The sequence below is a fragment of the Halanaerobaculum tunisiense genome (genome assembly GCF_054657635.1).
This window is the reverse complement of sequence record NZ_BAAHYI010000037.1, coordinates 1-459: the sequence shown is the minus strand read 5'-3', so window position 1 is coordinate 459 and position 459 is coordinate 1. Positions and strand designations below refer to the sequence as shown.

The following is a 459-nucleotide window of genomic DNA, read 5'->3' as shown; positions in this document are numbered from 1 at the left end:
ATCAAATTTAATTACTAATTATTATCATTAGTAATTAGTTGCAGGAATTATAGTCGTTGATCTTCAACATAATAAGATAACAGCTTAATAAGGAGGCACTAAAGGCCAGATAAAAGTTACTGAAGAATTGATTACTGATTTGGTTCAGGCTGCTTCATTAGCTCCGTCTTGTTATAATAAACAGCCGTGGCGTTATGTTTTTGTAGAGGATGATAAATTAAGGGAATTACACACAGCACAAGCAAAAGAAATTTTAGATATTCCTCAAGATATGGAGTTGATTTCATTATTAGCTATTAGTAAGCAGAGTGATACAATTAATCCTAATTTATCCTCAGATCAGGTGGAGACAGAAAAAGAGCGACCAGAAAGGTTAGATTTAGAGGAATTTGTTTATAAGAATAGTTATAGGTAAATAATACTTAAAGCCAAGGAAGTCTATTTTTCTTGGCTTTGTTT

General features: G+C 31.6%; 1 protein-coding gene. It reads left to right on the top strand.

Annotated features, from left to right (window positions below; genetic code table 11):
• Nucleotides 1-109: 109 nt before the first annotated feature.
• Nucleotides 110-415 (top strand): nitroreductase family protein, encoded by a 306-nt coding sequence (locus ACYQ3D_RS12655; protein WP_459838822.1) that lies wholly within the window; start codon nucleotides 110-112, stop codon nucleotides 413-415.
• Nucleotides 416-459 lie beyond the last annotated feature (44 nt).